The sequence below is a fragment of the Streptomyces sp. AC627_RSS907 genome (assembly GCF_019049165.1).
On the sequence record NZ_JAGMUE010001188.1, the window covers coordinates 1 to 587 of the forward strand.

Consider the following 587-nt stretch of genomic DNA (forward strand, 5'->3'; position numbering starts at 1 on the left):
CCACGGCGTGGCTGTGCGTCGGCACGCTCGCCCTGTGGCAGCTCGCGCACGGCCTCAGCCTGCACGGGCTCGGCGACAGCCAGGGCCTCGACCTGGTGTGGACGGCCCTGCTGTACGCGGCGGCGACCGGCGCGGGCCGGTACGCGCGCCGGGCGCGGGCCGCGCGGCGGGCCGCCGAGGCGCGGCTGCGCCGGGCCAGTGCCGAACGGCACCGGCTGCCCGCGGCCGAGCGGCGCCGCATGGAGCGCGAGTTGCACGACGTCAGCGCCCACCACCTCACGGCCGTGGTCGTCACGGTCGAGGCCGCGCTCGGGCTGCGCGAGCGCCGGCCCGAGCTGGCGCGGGAGGCGTTGACGTTCGCCGCCGAGACCGGTCGCGAGGTGACGCGGGCGCTCGGCGCGGTGCGCGCGCCGGCGCCCTCGCCGCAGGACCACCCGGCGCCTCGGGAGCGGCTGCGGGAGCTGGTGGCCGGCTTCCGCGCCCTCGGCCAGCCGGTGACGGTCGAGGCGGAGTCCCTGCCGGACGGCGTGCTCGGCGACACCGCGTACGGCATCGTCCGGGAGGCGCTGACCAACGCGGTACGGCAC

At 79.6% G+C, this 587-nt stretch carries 1 protein-coding gene; it reads left to right on the forward strand.

Annotation, left to right across the window (positions count from 1 at the left end; genetic code table 11):
• Positions 1-587 (forward strand): sensor histidine kinase (locus KUM32_RS40990; protein WP_254406790.1); only part of this gene is annotated, 587 nt, incomplete at both ends.